General features: G+C 71.5%; 18 protein-coding genes. 7 read left to right on the top strand and 11 right to left on the bottom strand.

What is annotated here, in order from left to right; genetic code table 11:
• Positions 1-264: 264 nt before the first annotated feature.
• Complete coding sequence (locus ACIG5F_RS05635) at positions 265-2982, bottom strand: hypothetical protein (protein ID WP_396516195.1); 2718 nt, start codon at positions 2980-2982, stop codon at positions 265-267.
• Positions 2979-4748 (bottom strand): HSP90 family protein, encoded by a 1770-nt coding sequence (locus tag ACIG5F_RS05630; protein ID WP_396516193.1) that lies wholly within the window; start codon positions 4746-4748, stop codon positions 2979-2981. The genes ACIG5F_RS05635 and ACIG5F_RS05630 overlap by 4 nt, the downstream gene beginning before the upstream one ends.
• A gap of 191 nt (positions 4749-4939) precedes the next feature.
• Between ACIG5F_RS05630 and ACIG5F_RS05625 the strand changes: the two genes are divergently transcribed.
• From ACIG5F_RS05625 to ACIG5F_RS05615, 3 genes are read left to right on the top strand one after another with little or no spacing between them, the layout of a single operon-like run.
• A complete protein-coding gene (locus ACIG5F_RS05625) occupies positions 4940-5182 on the top strand; it encodes a hypothetical protein (RefSeq protein WP_396516192.1) in 243 nt (80 codons plus the stop codon).
• Positions 5143-5445, top strand: a complete 303-nt coding sequence (locus tag ACIG5F_RS05620) for a hypothetical protein (RefSeq protein WP_396516191.1) — start codon at positions 5143-5145, stop codon at positions 5443-5445. The genes ACIG5F_RS05625 and ACIG5F_RS05620 overlap by 40 nt, the downstream gene beginning before the upstream one ends.
• Entirely contained in the window at positions 5423-6034 is a 612-nt protein-coding gene (locus ACIG5F_RS05615; RefSeq protein ID WP_396516189.1) for a pyridoxamine 5'-phosphate oxidase family protein, read from the top strand. Before ACIG5F_RS05620 ends, ACIG5F_RS05615 begins: the two co-directional genes overlap by 23 nt.
• Positions 6035-6084: 50 nt before the next feature.
• Here the strand turns inward: ACIG5F_RS05615 and ACIG5F_RS05610 are convergent, their stop codons facing one another.
• Entirely contained in the window at positions 6085-6882 is a 798-nt protein-coding gene (locus ACIG5F_RS05610) for a LamG-like jellyroll fold domain-containing protein (RefSeq protein ID WP_396516188.1), read from the bottom strand.
• Between the two features lie 10 nt (positions 6883-6892).
• On the opposite strand from ACIG5F_RS05610, the gene ACIG5F_RS05605 reads away from it, so the two are divergent.
• The gene (locus tag ACIG5F_RS05605) at positions 6893-7486 is read left to right on the top strand and encodes a polymorphic toxin-type HINT domain-containing protein (protein ID WP_396516186.1); all 594 of its coding nucleotides are present in this window, start codon (positions 6893-6895) and stop codon (positions 7484-7486) included.
• 28 nt (positions 7487-7514) lie between these two features.
• Positions 7515-7832, top strand: a complete 318-nt coding sequence (locus ACIG5F_RS05600; RefSeq protein ID WP_396516185.1) for a hypothetical protein — start codon at positions 7515-7517, stop codon at positions 7830-7832.
• A gap of 65 nt (positions 7833-7897) precedes the next feature.
• Here the strand turns inward: ACIG5F_RS05600 and ACIG5F_RS05595 are convergent, their stop codons facing one another.
• Genes ACIG5F_RS05595 through ACIG5F_RS05575 form a run of 5 tightly spaced genes read right to left on the bottom strand, consistent with a single transcriptional unit; the run spans position 7898 to position 12290 of the window.
• A complete protein-coding gene (locus ACIG5F_RS05595) occupies positions 7898-8518 on the bottom strand; it encodes a hypothetical protein (RefSeq protein ID WP_396516183.1) in 621 nt (206 codons plus the stop codon).
• Complete coding sequence (locus ACIG5F_RS05590; RefSeq protein WP_396516181.1) at positions 8511-9110, bottom strand: 4'-phosphopantetheinyl transferase; 600 nt, start codon at positions 9108-9110, stop codon at positions 8511-8513. The genes ACIG5F_RS05595 and ACIG5F_RS05590 overlap by 8 nt, the downstream gene beginning before the upstream one ends.
• Positions 9107-9934 carry a metallophosphoesterase family protein gene (locus ACIG5F_RS05585; RefSeq protein ID WP_396516180.1) on the bottom strand — a complete coding sequence of 276 codons (828 nt, stop codon included), beginning with the start codon at positions 9932-9934 and terminating at the stop codon, positions 9107-9109. The genes ACIG5F_RS05590 and ACIG5F_RS05585 overlap by 4 nt, the downstream gene beginning before the upstream one ends.
• Positions 9935-9960: 26 nt before the next feature.
• Complete coding sequence (locus tag ACIG5F_RS05580) at positions 9961-10617, bottom strand: response regulator (RefSeq protein WP_396516179.1); 657 nt, start codon at positions 10615-10617, stop codon at positions 9961-9963.
• Entirely contained in the window at positions 10569-12290 is a 1722-nt protein-coding gene (locus ACIG5F_RS05575) for a sensor histidine kinase (protein ID WP_396516178.1), read from the bottom strand. Before ACIG5F_RS05575 ends, ACIG5F_RS05580 begins: the two co-directional genes overlap by 49 nt.
• 107 nt (positions 12291-12397) lie before the next feature.
• On the opposite strand from ACIG5F_RS05575, the gene ACIG5F_RS05570 reads away from it, so the two are divergent.
• A complete protein-coding gene (locus tag ACIG5F_RS05570) occupies positions 12398-12691 on the top strand; it encodes an SMI1/KNR4 family protein (RefSeq protein WP_396516176.1) in 294 nt (97 codons plus the stop codon).
• 29 nt (positions 12692-12720) lie between these two features.
• Positions 12721-12873, top strand: a complete 153-nt coding sequence (locus ACIG5F_RS05565; protein ID WP_396516175.1) for a hypothetical protein — start codon at positions 12721-12723, stop codon at positions 12871-12873.
• On the opposite strand, the gene ACIG5F_RS05560 is transcribed toward ACIG5F_RS05565, so the two are convergent.
• From ACIG5F_RS05560 to ACIG5F_RS05550, 3 genes are all read right to left on the bottom strand, one after another.
• On the bottom strand, positions 12860-13870 hold the full coding sequence (locus ACIG5F_RS05560) for an SMP-30/gluconolactonase/LRE family protein (RefSeq protein WP_396516174.1): 1011 nt from the start codon (positions 13868-13870) through the stop codon (positions 12860-12862). The two genes, ACIG5F_RS05565 and ACIG5F_RS05560, sit on opposite strands and share 14 nt — an antisense overlap.
• A 135-nt stretch (positions 13871-14005) precedes the next feature.
• On the bottom strand, positions 14006-14995 hold the full coding sequence (locus ACIG5F_RS05555; RefSeq protein WP_396516173.1) for an asparaginase: 990 nt from the start codon (positions 14993-14995) through the stop codon (positions 14006-14008).
• Between the two features lie 38 nt (positions 14996-15033).
• Complete coding sequence (locus ACIG5F_RS05550; protein WP_396516172.1) at positions 15034-16005, bottom strand: zinc-binding dehydrogenase; 972 nt, start codon at positions 16003-16005, stop codon at positions 15034-15036.
• Positions 16006-16126: the final 121 nt, after the last annotated feature.

Raw genomic sequence — 16126 nt, 5'->3', positions numbered from 1 at the left:
TCAAGGTCGCAGCGCCCGCACAAGTGTTCCGGGGGGAACACTGACCCACCGGCTTCACAGCAGCCGGTGGGTCAGAGGGCAGGAGTCGGCGCCGCCGACACACCCGCGGCGCGGCGGGTGTCCTGTGACATGGTGCCGCCTCCGGCGCCGCGGCTCGGCCCGCGGCTCGGCCCCCGGGTAGCCGGCGCCTCGCACTCTCCCGAGTGCGCGGCCCCCACAGACTGGCCACGGGTCCTTTCCCCCTGACAGGACCCGTGGCTTCTCCTAGCTTCTGATCCGATCCAGCAACGCCGCCAGCTGCTGACGCGGACCCTCCAGCTCCTCCGGCAGGGCGGCCAGGGCCTCGGTCAGCACCCGCTCGGCCTCGGGCAGCCGGTCCAGGTCGACCAGCAGCCGCCCACGCAGCGCCTCGGCCATCGCGGCCTCGGTGTACGCCCCCAGCCGCCGGAACCGCTCGGCGACCGGGGCCACCCGCACCAGGGCCTCCCCGAACCGCTCGGTGTTGGCCAGCACCCGCGCCCCGTCGTAGCCGAGCATGGCCTGCTCCCACACCAGCGCCGGCTCGGTCTCGCCGAGACCCGCGGCCAGGGCGTCGGCCGCGGCCAGCGCCTCGACGGCCGAGTCCTGCTCGCCGTCCCACAGCCACGACGTCGCGCAGCGCCGGCGGCAGGACAGCTCCTCCACCGGCAACTCGGACTCGCGATAGGCCTCGGCGGCCTCGGCGAACCGCTGCGCGGCCTCGGCGTCCCGGTCCAGCGAATCCAGGATCTCGGCGGCGTTCGACAGCATCTGGGCCACGCCGGCCGGGTTGCCGCCGGCCCGGCAGTGCTCGGCCACCTGGTCCAGCAGCTCCAGGGCCGGCACACCCCGGCCCAGCGCCCGGTAGCCCTTGGCCAGCAGGAACCGGGCCCGCGCGGTCTCGTCGGCATCGTCGATGCGCAGCAGCACCGGCAGCGCGTCCTCCGCGCTGTCGGCCAGCTCGTCGGGCCGGTCCAACCCCAGGCAGGCGGCGGCCAGGTCGACCTGCGCGTAGGCGACGCCGACGCCGTTCCCGGCCGTGTCCAGGGCGGCGATGGCGTCGACCAGGCAGTCGTAGGCGTCCTGCGGCCGGCCGAGGTCCATGGCCATCCGTCCACGCTGATGCGCGGCCTGGCCCCGCAGGACCGGATCGGTGGCGGCCAGCGCCTCGCCCATCAACCGGTACGCCGCGTCCAGGTCGCCGGCGCGAGCGCGGGCGTTGGCCGCGTAGACGATCGCCAGGCACAGCGCATTGCACGGCCCGATCGCCCGCCACAACTCCACCGCGCGGTCGGCGTCCTCGACCGAACCCCGGCGGCGGGCCCGGTCCAGCGCCACCTGGGCCGCCAGTTCGGCATCGTCCGACTCGGCGACCAGCGGATCCAGCCCGGCCAGGACCGCGTCGGCCTCCTCGTGCCGGTGCAGCGCCTCCAGCCCGCCGACCAGCCGCAGCCGAACGGCGATCCGGCGGTCGAGGTCGCCGATCCGGTCCAGCTCGGCGCACGTCTCGACCAGCAGTTGATGGCCCTGCTCGCCGCGGTCGGTCAGGCAGTGCAGCATCCCGATCCGGCTCAGGATCGACTGCCGGCGCGGCTCGTCCCCGGCCTCGGCGCACAGCTCGGCGGCCCGCTGCCAGGTCTGCTCGGCCAGCCCCGGATCCGTCTCGGCCTGAACGGCGCCCAGCGCGTTGAGCCGCCGGGCCAGCAGCGTGCCGGCCGTGTCGGCGCACACCTCGTCGAACCGTGCCCAGGTGGCCAGCGACTCGGCGACATCCGACCGCGACCACTGGGACTCGGCCAGCTCGGCCAGCTCCTCGGGGGAGTCCGGCAGCTCCGCCTTCGGCGGCTCCGGGGCCGGCCGGGCCGCCGCCTTGCGGGCCGGGCCGGACAGCGGCAGGTGCTCGACCAGCGGCTCCGCCGCCAGCATCTCGGCGGTCAGCCGGCCGACCTCGCCGGTGCCGTTGCGGGTGTCGAACCGGGCGGCCAGCGCCAGCGCGCGCTCGGTCAGCTCGTCCCGCAACCGCGCCACGCCGATTTCGTCAGACCCCCGGCGTACGGTGAGGTCCGAGTGGCCCGCGTCGGCGATCCGGCCCAGCGCCCCCGCGGCCACGGCACTGAACCGCAGCTCCGCGAACGGGGTCGGCGGGTCCTTCAGCCAGCCCAGGTGCCGCTCGACCAGCTCCAGCGCCCGGGCGTGGTTGCCGGTGCGGGAGCAGAAGGCGACGTGGTCGGCCACCGAGATCAACTCGGCCCGGTTGCCCTGGATCGCCCGGTACGCGCCGCGGTGCGCGTCGGCGGCCTCGGCCGTCCGACCCGTGCGCAGGTACGGCATCAGCAGCTCGGTGAGGATGGCCTGCGGCTGCTCCACGCAGGTCAGCTGGCCGTCCAGCACCGGCAGCGCCAGCGCCACCGCGTCCTCGTGCGCGCCCTGCCAGTTCAGGTACGACACCTTCGCGGTTGGCTCGCAGCCGATGCAGTCGGCCATCGCCCCGCGCGGCGCCGCGCACCACAGCCGGTACTGCTCGGCCGCCGTCTCCCGGTCGCCGATGTGCTGGGCCACCAGCCGCCGGTACTGGTGCACCGGATTCATGCTGTGCCCGGCCAGCCGGTAGCGGCGCTCCATGTCGTCCAGCACGCCGAACGTCCGGTCCAGCGGCACCTCCGGGAACATGGTCAGCGAGCTGACCATCCACTTGAAGTACCAGAACAGGTGGTGGTCCTGGCCCGGGTCGCCCTCGCCGCGGTCGTAGGCGGCCAGGCACCAGGAGAAGGTCACGAACGCCTTGGCCGGCTCGCCGCCGTACTGGTACGCGGTGGTGGCCAGCAGCCGCGTCACGTACTTGAGCCGATCGCTGCCGGCCGCGTCCACGTGCCGCAGCAGCTCCTCGACCGCCGCCACCTGGCCGCGCCCGTACGGCATCCGGCCGACCTGGTCCAGCCGGTCCTCCAGCTCCTGCTCGTTCACCGGTTCTCCTCCGTGGGCACGGCCTGGTCCAGCAGACCGAGGAAGGACCGGTTGAGCAGCGCCGCGTCGGCCGGCCGGATCGGGTGGTAGCCCAGCAGCAGCGCCTGCCCGTACAGCGCCTCGACCGACAGGCCGACCAGCTCCGGGTCGGACAGCCCGCACACCCGGCGTACCAACGGGTTGCGGTGGTTGAGCACCAGCTGCGGCCGGTCGTCGGCCGGCTTGTCGAACGCCGACAGGACGCCCGCCCACAGCTCGTCCACGCGCTGCTTGGTCGCTCGAAGCTCGGCCTGGAACGCCGCCGAGCGGTCGACCAGGAACAGCACCGGCAGCGACGCCGGCTCGTAGGAGCGCAGCACCACCTCGCACCCCAGCCGGTCCATCGCCCGCTGCGCCGCGGTCAGGAACGGCCGCAGCGCCAGCTCGGTGTCCGGCGGCAGCGCGTCGAAGCGGGTGGCCAGATCGGTCGGGTCCAGCCGGGACACCGTCAGCCCCGGCTCGATCGCCGGCAGCCGCTCGATGATCTCCGCGTCGTAGGTGTAGCCGCCGTTGACCAGCGCGATGTCCTGGGCCGCGGCCACCCCGGCCAGCTGCCGGAAGTCGTCGGCGGTGGCGCAGTAGCGGATCTCGCCGTGCTGGGCCCGGAAGTCGGCCAGCGTCATGCGGCCCACGTTGGTCTCCATCGGCCACCACTGCTCGACCAGCCGCAGCATGTCGTCGTCGTGCAGGGCCAGCGCCTTCACGCCCAGGTGGTGCACGCCGAGGAACTTGTGCAGCCGGGACTGGTCGGCCCGGGCCAGCCCGACCAGCCAGCCGCGCAGCTGGTCGCCCAGCGCCTGCCGGGTGCTGTCCAGCAGGTTGTCCGCGTACAGCGCCTCGCGGCTGGCGGTCGGCCGCAGCTCGCCGGCGTCGACCACGCAGCGGGCGAAGAACGCCCAGTCCGGCAACAGACCCTGCGCGCTCTCGGTGAGCAGCATGCCCTTGAGGTAGACCCGATGGCCGGCGTGCTCGGCCGGGTTCGCCGGGAACGGCAGCACGTAGGCCACCCCCGTCAGGCCGGCCTCCGGCACCGCCAGCTCGATCACGTCGAACGGCGTGAAGCCCAGAGTTTCCTGCGCGTAGCCGACCAGATCGGCTTGCCTCACCCCGGGCGGGCGATCATCGCCTCGCCACGGTGTGCCCTCCCCACTGACCGCCGTGCCGTCCACCGTCACCCGCACCGGCAGCATCGAGCCGTACAGGCGGGCCAGCTCGGCTACCGTGGGCGGCGCGAACCACTGCTCCGTGCCCGGGCGGGCGGCCAGCTCCACCGTGGTGCCGACGTCGTCCCGTTGGGCCGGCCCGATGTCGTACGTGCCGTCGGCGTGTCCGGTCCAGCGCACCGCCGGCGCTCCGGCCGCGCGCGTCGTCACCCGGACCTCATCGGCCACCAGGAACGCCGACAGCAGGCCGATGCCGAACTGGCCGAGGAACTCGTGCCGGGCGAAGCCCAGCTCGTCCCGCTTGGAGCTGCGGCCGATGGTCGCCAGCAGCTCGTGCACCTGCGCCTCGGTCAGCCCGATGCCGGTGTCGGTCACCGTCACCGAGTCGGGGCCGGTGACGATCCCGATCTCCGCCGGCGCCGCCGGATCCGCCGCCCGCCGGGCCGTCACCGCGTCCACCGCGTTCTGCGCCAACTCGCGCAGATACACCCGTGGACTGGCGTACAAGTGGTGGCTGAGCAGGTCCACGACACCGCGCAGGTCGACCTGGAACGTGCGGTTCACGGGCAGCAGGGTAGAGGGTTTCGGCCCCGAGCGCGGGCAACTTTCGCGCAGGGGAGGCGTCGAATACCCAGATCCGCGCCTTTCCGGCCGGCGGCGGGCAGTTCGCTCGATTGTGTGCCCTCCCGGCCGGTGCGCATCTGTTCACCGGCCAGCAACACCGCCGGCATCCACGCCGACAGCGGAAGCACCCCATGGGGCACATGCACGACAACTCCGGGCCGGAGGCTCGTCGCGCCGTCGAGGCCGCCCTGCCCACCACCAAGTGGGACGAGGAGGTCGCCCGCGGGCTGGACCTGGGCCTACCCGGCGCCGACTCGATCGTGGACCGCCGGATTCCCACCTCCGGGGCGTTTCCCGTGCTCGGCGGCGACCACTCAGCGTCTCGGTTGTCCTGGTGTACCTGGCCTATCTGCTCGTCACCACCCCCACCCTGATCGCCCGGCTACGCGGCCGTCTTCCCACCTCCGAGCACTTCTCCTTGGGCCGCTGGGGAATTCTCGTCAACGCCGGGGGTCTTTTCATGGCCGTCAACATCGGCTGGCCCCGTCCCGAGGTCTACGACCCTCCCTACTTCGCGATTGCCCTGCTCACCGCCCCGCTTCTCATCGGCGGCTTCGTCCGATCCCGCACCCGTAAGCTCGGCGACGGACCATCCGTCGTCGAGGGGGGACACCTTGCGCGAGATCACATCGGCTGACGAACTCACCGCCCTGGTCGGACCGCCGCTGCCCCGTGCCGCCGACAAGGTGCGGCCCGCGCTGCACGACGTCGACCGGCAGTGGCTGGCCGCCTCGCCGTTCTGCCTGATCGCCACCAGCGCCGCCGACGGCACCTGCGACGTCTCGCCCAAGGGCGATCCGCCCGGCTTCACCCTCGTGCTCGACGACCGCACCATCGCCGTGCCCGACCGCCCCGGCAACCGCCGGGTCGACGGCTGGCACAACGTCCTGTCCAACCCCCACGTCGGCCTGCTCTACCTGATCCCCGGTCGCGGCGACACCCTCCGCGTCAACGGCCGCGCCCGCCTGCTGTCCGACGCCCCCTTCTTCGACCGGATGATCGTCAAGGGCAATCGCCCCCGGATCGTCATGCTGGTCGAGATCGAGGAGGTCTTCCACCACTGCGCCAAGGCCTTCCTCCGCTCCGACCTCTGGAACCCCGACACCTGGGCCCCCGACGCCGTCGCCTCCCGCGCGGTCATCGCCAAGGCCCTCGAGGCCCAGGAGGTCCCCCTGCCTGAGCTCGAGGACTACTACGGCCCCGCCTACGCCGCCCGCCTCTACTGACATCACAGCGGGCCCGATCGCCTCGACGACCGAGCCCGCTGTGGTCCAGATCAGAGCGTGGCGTCCGGCGGCAGATCGTTCACCGCGTCCGCCAGCGTCTGCGCCAACTTCTCGTAGTACGCGTCGTTCGGGACGTTGTTGGTCAGGTACTGCGGGTTGATGTTGTTGGCGTGGGCACCGTCGCGGACGGCGGCATCGAAGTCGAGAAGGCCGTCGGCGAAGTAGTTTCCACTACGGCTGATGATGTCCGAGTTGAGCTGCCGCCGCGCTTTCTCCCTGGCGTCGTTGGGATCCAGCCCCAGCGGCGGCACGGTGGTGAGAATCCGGTGCAGCACCCCGCCATCGGCTCGCCGGTAGTTCGCCAGCCCCCGCGCGTCGTTCGGCCCGAGCAGAGCCGTGAAGTTGCTCTCGATCTCGGTCGCCGACTTGCCGGCCAGGATGTCGTTCGAGCCCAGCGCGACGATGACCGTGCGCAGGTTCGGCTCGTCGTACACCGTCCGGTTCAGGTTGCCGATGGCGTTGCCCGTGGTGACCGCACCGGCCTCCACCGGGGCCGAGTTGGCCAGCAGGCTCGCGTCCGTCGACGTGAGCGCCCGCTGGTACACCCGTACATCGGAGATCGACCCGTTGAAGTAGTCGCCGACATTGCCATTGCCCAGCGTCACGCCGCCGATAGTGAGTTTGCCAGTTGCCTTCCACGCCGCCGGGTTGGTCGCTGTCGCCTGGAGCGTGGGCGCCGGGAACGCGTCCGGCGTGGTGGCGTCGTTGCTCGTGCTGACGAAGGTCCAGGCGTTGAAGGCCTTCGAATACTGCAGATAGGAGCTGCCCGCATTGGTACCAGCGGTCACCGAAGTCCATGTGACGACCGATGACCGGGACTTTATCGATCTCTCAATCCGGACCGACACTGGTGTTGAGCAAATTGAGGCCACGGTCAACCACCCGTTCTGGGACGTTAGTACGACGCAATGGACGCCTGCTGTCGATCTGAAGAGGGGTGACACACTCAAGACGGTGGGCGGCAAGTCGGCCACTGTTGAATCGGTTTCCGCTCGGATCTTGGCGGTCACCACTTATGATCTCACTGTTGACTCCGGCCACACCTACTTTGTGCTGGCCGGTGCCGTCCCGGTGTTGGTTCATAACCGATCTGCTTGTCCGAATGGGGTAGGTGATGTATTTGACCGCGGCTCCTTCGATACTCCCGATGACACTTTTACCTATCATTATAATAAGCATGGCGCCCCGGAAGGTAAGACTCCCGAGGAGTGCCTTGCGGACGCTAAGGCCTGGCTGGACTCGGATCCCGAGAACAATAAGGGTCGCGGGGTGTTCAAGGCGGCAAGCGTAGAGGGCTCTGACGGCGTGAAGGTCGACACCTACAGGACGGTCGGCGGTGGCCCGGGGGGTATGATTAGAGATGGCAAGGTGATCAGCTTCTGGTATCGTTGAGTCACTAGGAAGGTTTATGCTTGCTTTCATGGACGCCTACCTGCTGTGGCGGGCGGCTCCGGTTCCGCAGAGTGGTTCGCTGGAAGAGTCGGCCGATATTCGCGTCGGTCTTATGGTTGCGGATCATTACGTGAGCACGGTGGTTCCGTTCGTGCAGCGGGGTGTTTTTCAGCCGGCGGTTCCGGATGTGCTGGAATTTCTGGACAGGCTGGTGGAGCGGATTGACAAGCTGATTGAGGAGGCGGACTCGGAGACTGTGGAGATTGCTCGTTATCAGCATGCTTATGCCATGTTGCAGCGAACGGTCTACAGTCAGTTTCTGGAACTTGGGTCCGGTCAAGGCTGAACGTGTGATCGAGCGGCGAGACTCTCTCGAATTAGCGCAACAGGGTCACGTTCTGCGTTCCCGGCCTACGGATTGGTTTCGTTGGCTAGGGAACTCAGTTCCCGGGCCAGGTTGCTGCGGGCCGGGGCTTCCCAGCGGTCGCGGCCGGTGGGCGTGAGGTAGAGCTGATTCCGTCCCAGGAGGCCGGAAAGGACGCGGGAGCGGCCGGTGCGCCAGGTGTCGTCGGGGACGGCGGAGTACTCCTGGCGGACGGCGGTGGCGTAGGCGGTGTAGTCGTCCACAGTGGAGCCGAGGATGGCGAGGTCGGCGTCGAGGAGGGCGCAGGCGACGGGGTCGGAGGGGTCGGCGGTGTGGGTGATGGTGGCCAGGACGAGGTCGGCTACGCGGTCGGCGATGGGGGAGAGGTTGGACTTCGCCAGCCAGGAGCGGGCCCAGTCGGCGCTGAGGTGCTCGTCGGTGCCGGGGAGGGCGTCGTAGACGACGTCGTGGGCGCAGGCGGCGAGGATCAGCAACGACGTGTCCCGATCGGACAGGGGAACGAGGGTGACGGCGTCGCGGACGACGGCGCGGACGTGGGTGAGGTTGTGGTAGCGGCGGTGGGGCTCGCTGTAGCGCGCGGCGATATCCGTGGGGACGGGGGTGCCGCCGAGGGCGGAAACCGCCGCGCGCCAAGCGATGTCAGGCAACGGGGACCACGATGGAGGTGAGCACGAAGCCGTCCTTGATCAGCCAGCGGCCCTCGAAGCCGGCGACCGGGCCGGGAACGAGGATGCGGGCGGAGAAGGTGCCGTCGGCGAAGGTGAGCTCGGCCTCGGAGAAGTCGAGGAACTTGCGGGCAAGCGGGAACCAGGCCTTGTAGACGCTTTCCTTGGCGCTGAACAAAAGCCGGCCGTGCACGGACATCTCGGACGGCAGGGCGATGGCCTCGTGCACGCCTTCGGGCAGCGGCTGGTCGGGCTCGGCGTCGATGCCGATGGTGACGATGTCCTTGCCCCAGGCCAGCGCAGCGGCCCGGTAGCCGGCGCAGTGGGTCATGCTGCCGACGACTCCGGCGGGCCATTGGGGGGCGCCGCGTTCCCCGGGCAGCACGGGGGTCTCGGGCAGCCCGAGGGACTTCATGGCTTGCCGCGCGCAGTAGCGGACGGTGCTGAACTCCCGGCGCCGCTTGTCCACGGCGCGGACGATGACGGCCTCCTCCTCGGGGAACAGCTCCACCGCGGAGTGGTCGTCGAACGCCTCGGCGAAGGCCACCTTCTCCGGCAGCAGTTCCTCGATCACGGCTTCACCGGCAGGATCTGGCGCAGCCACGGGCCGGAGCGCTTGAACTTCTTCCACTCCCGCGGATAGCCCACGGAGACCTCCTCGAACCGCACGTCGTCGTAGTGCGTGGTGCGCGGGATGTGCAGGTGGCCGTAGACCGAGCAGGCCGAGCGGAACCGCAGGTGCCAGTCGGCGGTGAGCACGGTGCCGCACCACTGCGCGAACTCGGGGTAGTACATGATCCGCGTGGGTTCCCGGACCATCGGCCAGTGGTTGATCAGCACGGTCGGCAGCTCCGGCGGCAGCGCCGAGAGCCGCTTCTCGGTGAGTTCCACCCGCGCCTCGCACCAGGCCTCGCGGCTGGGGTACGGGTCGGGGTGCAGGAAGTACTCGTCGGTGCAGACCACGCCGGCCTCGTGGGCCTTGGCCAGGGCCTCCTCCTTGTTGGAGGTGCCCTCCGGCCGGAACGTGTAGTCGTAGAGCAGGAACAGCGGCGCGATCACCACCGGGCCGCCCTCGCCGGGCCAGATCGGGTAGTCGTCCTCGGGCGTGACCACGTCCAGCCGCCGGCACATCTCGACCAGGTGCTCGTAGCGGGCCACGCCGCGCAGCTGGACCGGGTCGTCCTTGGGCGTCCACAGCTCGTGGTTGCCGGGCGCCCAGATCACCTTGGCGAACCGCTCCCGCAGCAGGCCCAGCGCCCACTCGATGTCGGCCGACATCTCGCCCACGTCGCCGGCGACGATCAGCCAGTCGTCGTCCGACTCGGGCCGCAGGCCCTCGGTGATCGTCCGGTTCTCCTCGTACGCGATGTGCAGGTCGCTGACCGCCAACAACTTCACCGTTCGATCGTAGGCAATCGGACCGGTCAGGGTCGGCTGTCGGACGAATTCCCGGCGATATGTGCCAGAACTGCTAGGACTCGGCGGTTGTCGTCGTCGGACGCGGCCAGGCCGAGCTTGCCGAAGATGGAGGCGATGTGCTTGCTCACGGCGCTGTCGGACAGGTAGAGCCGCTGCCCGATGGCCGCGTTGGACCGCCCCTCGGCCATCAGCTCCAGCACCTCCCGCTCCCGCGGGCTGAGCTTGGCCAGCGGCGGTGTGCCGGCGATCAGCTTGGCCACGACGTCCGGGTCCATCGCGGTGCCGCCGGCGGCCACCCGCCGCAGCGCGTCCACGAACTGCTCGTCGTTGAAGACCCGGTCCTTGAGCAGGTAGCCGACGCCCGCGCCGCCGTCGGCCAGCAGCTCGCGGGCGTACAGCTGCTGGACGTGCTGGGACAGCACCACCACCGGCAGGCCCGGATGGGTGCGACGGGCCTCGATCGCCGCGCGCAGCCCCTCGTCGGTGAAGGTCGGCGGCAGCCGCACGTCCACCACGGCCACGTCGGGCCGGTGCTCGATCAGCGCCGCCAGCAGCTCCGGACCGGACTCCACCGCGGCCACCACTTCGAAGCCGTACGCCTCCAGCAGCCGGGTCAGGCCGGATCGGAGCAGGTAGACGTCCTCCGCGATGACAACACGCACGGGATCTCCATCGTCAGTGTGGTCGGCCCACCGGCGGGGCTGCGCACGTCCAGGACTCCGTCGAAAGTACCGAGCCGCCGGCGCACGCCCAGCAGGCCGGTCCCGCCCGCCGTGTCTGCGCCGCCGTGGCCGTCGTCGTACACCACGATCCGCAGCAGCCCGTCGCAGTGGCTGACGTCGACCCGCGCCTTGTCGGCATCTGAGTGCTTGGCGGCGTTGGTCAGCAGCTCACGCACCGCGAAGTAGGCGGCCGACTCCACCGGCGGATCGAGCCGTCCGGGCAGGTCAGCGGCCACCTCCACGTCCAGCGGGCTGTCCAGCGCGACCACCCGGATCGCGTCGGCGAGGCCGCGCTCGGCCAACACCGGCGGGTGGATGCCGTGCACCAGCTCGCGGATCTCGGTCAGCGCCGTCGCCGTGTTCTCCCGGACCTCCACGATCAGCCGGCGCGCCGTCTCCGGATCCACGTCGAGCAGCCGTTCCACCGTGCGCAGCGCCATGCCCATGGCCACCAGCCGCCCCTGCGCCCCGTCGTGCAGGTCCCGCTCGATCCGCCGCAGCTCCGCCGCCTGCGTGTCCACCGCGTCCGCGCGGGTCTCGGTCAGCCGCTCCACCCGCTTGGCCAGCCGAGCCGCCTTGGTCGGCGCCAGGAGCACGGCTGTCCAGCGGTCGTGCCAGCTCCGCAGTGTCGGGGCCACGACCAGCACGGCCAACGCGGTCGCCAGCCCGACCGGCCCCAGCCACCACTGCTGAGTGTGTCGCCACAACAGGGTGACCGTCGTTGTCAGCTGGCCGAAGCCCACCAGCATCGCCGCGCACGGCGCCGCCAGCAGCACCATCGCGACCAGCGGGTTCAGCAGCATCCACAACAGGTCCCGGCCCGTCGCCGGATCGCCGGCCAGCCCATACAGCCGGGCCATCCGGGCCGGGACCGTCGCCGACCGGTACACCCGCCGCCGTACCCGGTACAGCCCGTCCGCCTCGGGTCGTGGCGGCGGCGGGGCCGGTCGGTACGGCTCGTCGATACCGCCGACCCGCTGCCGGTACTGGTTGACGAAGGTCCGGGAGTTCTCCACCAGCGCGATCAGCGGGCCGGCCAGCCCGGCCAGCGTCAGCACCCCGGCCGCCACCTGCAACACCGCCAGCAGCAGCCCCACCAGCGCCAACGCCGTCAGCTGCGCGCCGTCCAACACCAGCATCACGCGGTCTCGCACCCAGTTCGGCCACGGCCTCCTCGCCCCCAGCAGCGCGCGGGTCCACTGCCCGTGCCACCTCAGCCCGGGGACGCCCACCACCGCCGCCACCAGGCCCAGCACCGTGCCGACCAGCGGGTTCACCACCAACCACAGCAGGTCCAGCCACGTCGCCCCGTCCGAGGCCAGCCAGTGGGACTGCTGGCGATACGCCGGCACCTGCGGCCGGCGATACAGCCGCCTGCGCACCTCGTACATGCCGTCGTGCCTGGGCCGGGGTGGCAGCGGCGCCGCGGTGTACGGCTCCGCGATCTCCACCCCGCACCACTCGCCCGCCAACTCCCGAGCCACCCTCGGCAGCCGCCGGATCGCCAGCACCACCGGCGTCACCCCGAAGACCAGCGCAACCAGGTCCACCGCGGCCAGCGGCAGCCCGAGCAGGGCCAGCGCCGCCAACCCCAACCCGCGCAGCCGCGCCATGACGCCACCCCCTCAGGCCCTCTCGGAATTCGAGTCTGACCCATTTCCCGGTCCATCGGGAGTACAGCCACCTGCACTCTCCCCGGTCACGGGCCTAGGCTGCCGGCGTGGCGGACTTCGAGGAGATCAAGGCCGTGTTCTGGGGCGGCGGCACCTACGACGTGCAGCCGCAGCTCACCGACGAGGCGGTCCGGGAGGCGCAGGAGCTGCTCGGCGTCACCCTGCCGGCGGCGCTGCTCGATCTCCTCCGTGTCCAGAACGGCGGCATCGTGGCCTGCGGCCGCCGCCGCTTCCCGACCTCGGCGCCGACCGCGTGGGCCGACGACCACGCGCCGCTCACCGACCTGATGGGCATCGGCCGCACCCCGGCCTCGACTCCCTGCTCGACGGCCCCGATCTGAGCGACGAGTGGGGCCTGCCGGACGGCGTGGTGCCGGTCTCGGGCGCCGGCCACTGCTGGATCGCGCTGGACTACCGCCAGTCCGCCGAGCCCTCGGTGACGTGGATCGACACCGAGCGGCACACCGAGCTGGCCCTCGCGCCGGACTTCCGGTCGTTCGTCGAAGGCCTCACAGGTCGATGACCGCGATGCCCTGTTCGCGCAGGCTGCCGAGGTAGAGCTGCCCGTCGTGCTGCCGGACGCCGGTGACCATGTGGTAGCCGGGCGCGGAGGTCTGCAGGTCCCGCACGATGGCGCCGGTGTCGTCGATGGCGACCACCCACGTGGTGCGCACCTCGAACTTGGTCAGCATCGCCGGCGGCAGCGCCCAGGTGGCCTTGCGCACCACCGGATGCCGGGGCGCGGACCAGTCCAGCACCGCGTTGCGGGGCGTGGCCAGGGCGATCCAGATCAGACCGTCCTCGCCGGTGCTCATGTTGTCGGGAATGCCCGGCAGGTTGTCGGCGAGCACCTCGCTGCGGCCGGTGTCGGGCCCGGTCAGCCACACCCGCCGGACCTGGTAGGAGCCGGTCTCGGCGACCGCCACGTACGACTCGTCGGCGGCCAGGGCCACCCCGTTGGCGAACTGGAGCCCGTCGAGCAGCTCGGTGACCTCGCCGGAGACGTCCCGCCGCAGCAGCCGACCGGTGCCGCTGTGCTCGAGCAGGTCGGCCATGAAGTGCTCCAGGCCGAACCGCTGCGTCGAATCGGTGAAGAACACGGTGCCGTCCCGGGCCACCGCGGAGTTGTTGCACAGCCCCAGCGGCCGCCCGCCGGCCATCGCCTGCGCGGTGACCAGCGGCTGCACCGAACCGCCCTCGGGATCGACGGCCAGCAGCCCCCGCAGGGCGTCGCAGACCAGCAGCCGGCCATCGCCGAGAAGCTCCACACCCAGCGGCCGGCCCCCGGTATCGGCCACCTGCTCGATCCGCCGACCCTGGTCGGACAGTCGCAGCACGCGCCCGTCCGCCACGCCGGTCAGCAGCCGGCCCTGCTCGTCCACGACGACGTCCTCGGGCCCGACGCCGTTGATCGCGAGCACCCGCGGTGTCGGCATCGGCGGCGCGCTGTCCGATCGCCGGGCCCGCTCGGGGGCGGCCGGCGGCTGCCAGACAACAGGCTGAATGGACGGACGGGCCATGTGTTCTCCTCGCGGTCCGCCTCCGCGCGGCGGCGGCCCCTGGTCACGGTCGATCCCCGCCCAGGCTGCCATCCGGCCCGGACGGCCCCAACCCGGTATGCCCCACGCGGGGGACAGCTCAAACCCAGGCCGCAGTCACTCCTCGCCGGTGAACGCCTTGCGTACGTCGTCCGTGCCGGCGCGAGCAGCCAGCAGCTGGCGCAGCAGGATGCGGGCCTTGACCGGGCTGAGGAAGCCGGCGCCGATCAGGCCGCGGCGCAGCAGGTCCTGCTCCGAGCCGGGGAAGCCGTAGGTCTCGGCCAGCACCGGCCCGGCGCCGGTGCGCGAGGCGAGGATCACCGGCATGCGTTCGGCCAGCTCGGCGAGCGGCTCCACCAGGGCCACCGGCACGTGGCCGGCGCCGAAGGCGGCGACCACCAGGCCGTCCACGGCGTCGCCGATGGCCTTGATCAGGGCGCCGTCGTCGCCGAGCGTCACCGTGACCAGGCCGATCGTCGGCTCCGGCGCGCCCTGCGGCACGTACACCTTGAGCACGTCGGCCGGCCGGTTCAGCAGCCGCAGCGTGCCCTCGACGACGTAGCCGATCGGGCCGGTGTTCGGTGACACGAAGGCGGCGATGCTCGCGCTGTGGGCCTTGGTGACGTACCTCGCGGCGTGCACCTCGTCGGCGAACACCACGACGCAGCCCAGCCCGTCGGCCTGCTCACTGGCCGCCACCTGGACGGCGGCGAGCAGGTTGGCCGGGCCGTCGGCACCGGCCAGCGACGGGTTGCGCATCGCGCCCGTCACCACCACCGGAGCGCCGTCCAGCACGCTGGTGTCGAGGAAGAACGCCGTCTCCTCGATGGTGTCGGTGCCCTGCGTGACCACCACGCCCCGAGCCCCGGCGTCGATCTCTGCCGTGATCAGCTCGGCCAGCGCCGTCAGGTCGTCGAAGCCGACCGAGGCCCCGGGCAGCGACCGGAACGCGATCGTCCGCAGCTCGACCTCGACCTTGTCCAGCCCCGGCACCGAGGCCAGCAGCTCGTCCACGTCGAGCGCCGGCACGGCCCCGGTGCTGCCGTCGGCCGGCCTGGCCATGGCGATGGTTCCACCGAGCGCGATCACCGTCACGAAGTCGGTCACCTGCACTGGCGTACCACATGCGCCGCGTCAGGGATAGGTCACACGAGCAGCAAGGTTTTCCCTGCAACCGTCCTGTTCTCCACCTCCTTGTGCGCCATCGCCGCGTCGGCCAGCGGGAACGTCCGGCCGATCACCGGACGCACCCGGCCGGCCGCGGCTTCGGCCAGGACTCGGCCGATCAGCTCGCTGCGACGGGCGGGCTCGAACTGCACTGTCTCCATGCCGGTCAGCCGCACGCCGCGGCGGGCCGCCGCCGCGGGATCGACCGGCGCGACCTCGGGATCGGCCGCGCCATGGGCGGACATCCGGCCGCCGTCGACGACCAGCTCGAACGCGGCCTGCCCGATCGAGCCGCCGACGCCGTCCAGCACCACGTCGAAGCCGGCCGGCGCCGGGCCGCCGTCGGCGCTCGACTCCACGCCGACGGCGGCCCGGGCCCGATCGGCCCAGTCGGCGGCCGAGTAGTCCACGGCTTCCGCGCCGAGCCCGCGCACCAACGCGAGCTTGCGGTCGCCGCGAACCGCCCCGACCACCTCGGCCCCCGCGGCCAGCATCAGCTGCACGAGCAACACGCCCATGCCGCCGGCCGCCGCGGTGATCAGCACCCGCTCGCCGGGTCGGACGGCGACCAGATCGCTGAGGGCCGTGGCCGTGACGCCGTCGGTGGCCAACGCGGCGGCGTCCTGCGTCGACACCCCGTCGGGTATCGGCACCACGTGCGTCGAGGGCACCGCGACCCGGGTCGCGTAGCCCCCGCTGCTTCCCGTGTGGGCGACGACCCGCCGGCCTTCCGGTCCGACTCGGCCGGCCACCGCCGCACCCGGGACATAAGGCGGCCGCAGGTCGAACCACTGCCGGCCCCAGCCCGATCGCAGCCGGGCGTCCAGCAGCAGCACATCGGCCACCTCGACGTCGATCAGCACCTCGCCGTCACCCGCGACCGGATCGGGTTCGTGACGCAGTTCGAGGACGTCGGGACCACCATAGGCACGCACGCTGACCACTCGCATGGATCAAGCTTCCAAGCTCCAGCTAACTGGAGGTCAATACCTCTTCACCTGCGGAGATACGCGAGCAAACGTGTCAAGTCGGTCTTGGAGTCGATCTTGCGGCCGGGACGTCGACACCCTT

It is taken from the genome of Kutzneria sp. NPDC052558 (genome assembly GCF_044547355.1).
Classification (GTDB): Bacteria; Actinomycetota; Actinomycetes; order Mycobacteriales; family Pseudonocardiaceae; genus Kutzneria.
This window is presented reverse-complemented; position numbering and strand designations above follow the sequence as displayed.